Below are 377 nucleotides of genomic sequence, written 5' to 3'. Positions count from 1 at the left end.
GCAATCAGAGAAACCTTACCTTCGGCTACCGTTGCCAGCACGATAATTGTCGACCCCAGCTGATTTTTTAAATCGTCAACCATGGTACGCAACATTTTCGGCTCAACACCGCTAAGCTCGCTAACCAACAGCTTAACACCATTAACATCAATTGCCTTACTGGAAAGATTTGCGCTCTCCTGTGCGGCAGCTTGTTCTTTAAGCTGTTGTAACTCTTTTTCCAGCTGACGCGTACGTTCCAGTACTGAACGCACTTTATCAGCCAGATTATTGCTATCGCCTTTCAGCAGATGCGCGACTTCGCTTAAGCGATCGCTGTCTGCATGAACGGTGGCGATAGCGCCTTCTCCGGTTACCGCTTCGATACGACGAACGCC

At 49.1% G+C, this 377-nt stretch carries 1 protein-coding gene; it reads right to left on the bottom strand.

Features of this window, described 5'->3' with window-relative positions:
• A partial coding sequence (locus LZP73_RS19405; RefSeq protein WP_234236549.1) for a DHHA1 domain-containing protein occupies nucleotides 1-377 on the bottom strand: 377 nt, incomplete at both ends.

The organism is Shewanella sp. AS16, from assembly GCF_021412365.1.
Classification (GTDB): Bacteria; Pseudomonadota; Gammaproteobacteria; order Enterobacterales; family Shewanellaceae; genus Shewanella; species Shewanella salipaludis.
Note: the sequence above shows the minus strand (reverse complement) of the source record. Positions and strands in the feature narration are given on the sequence as shown.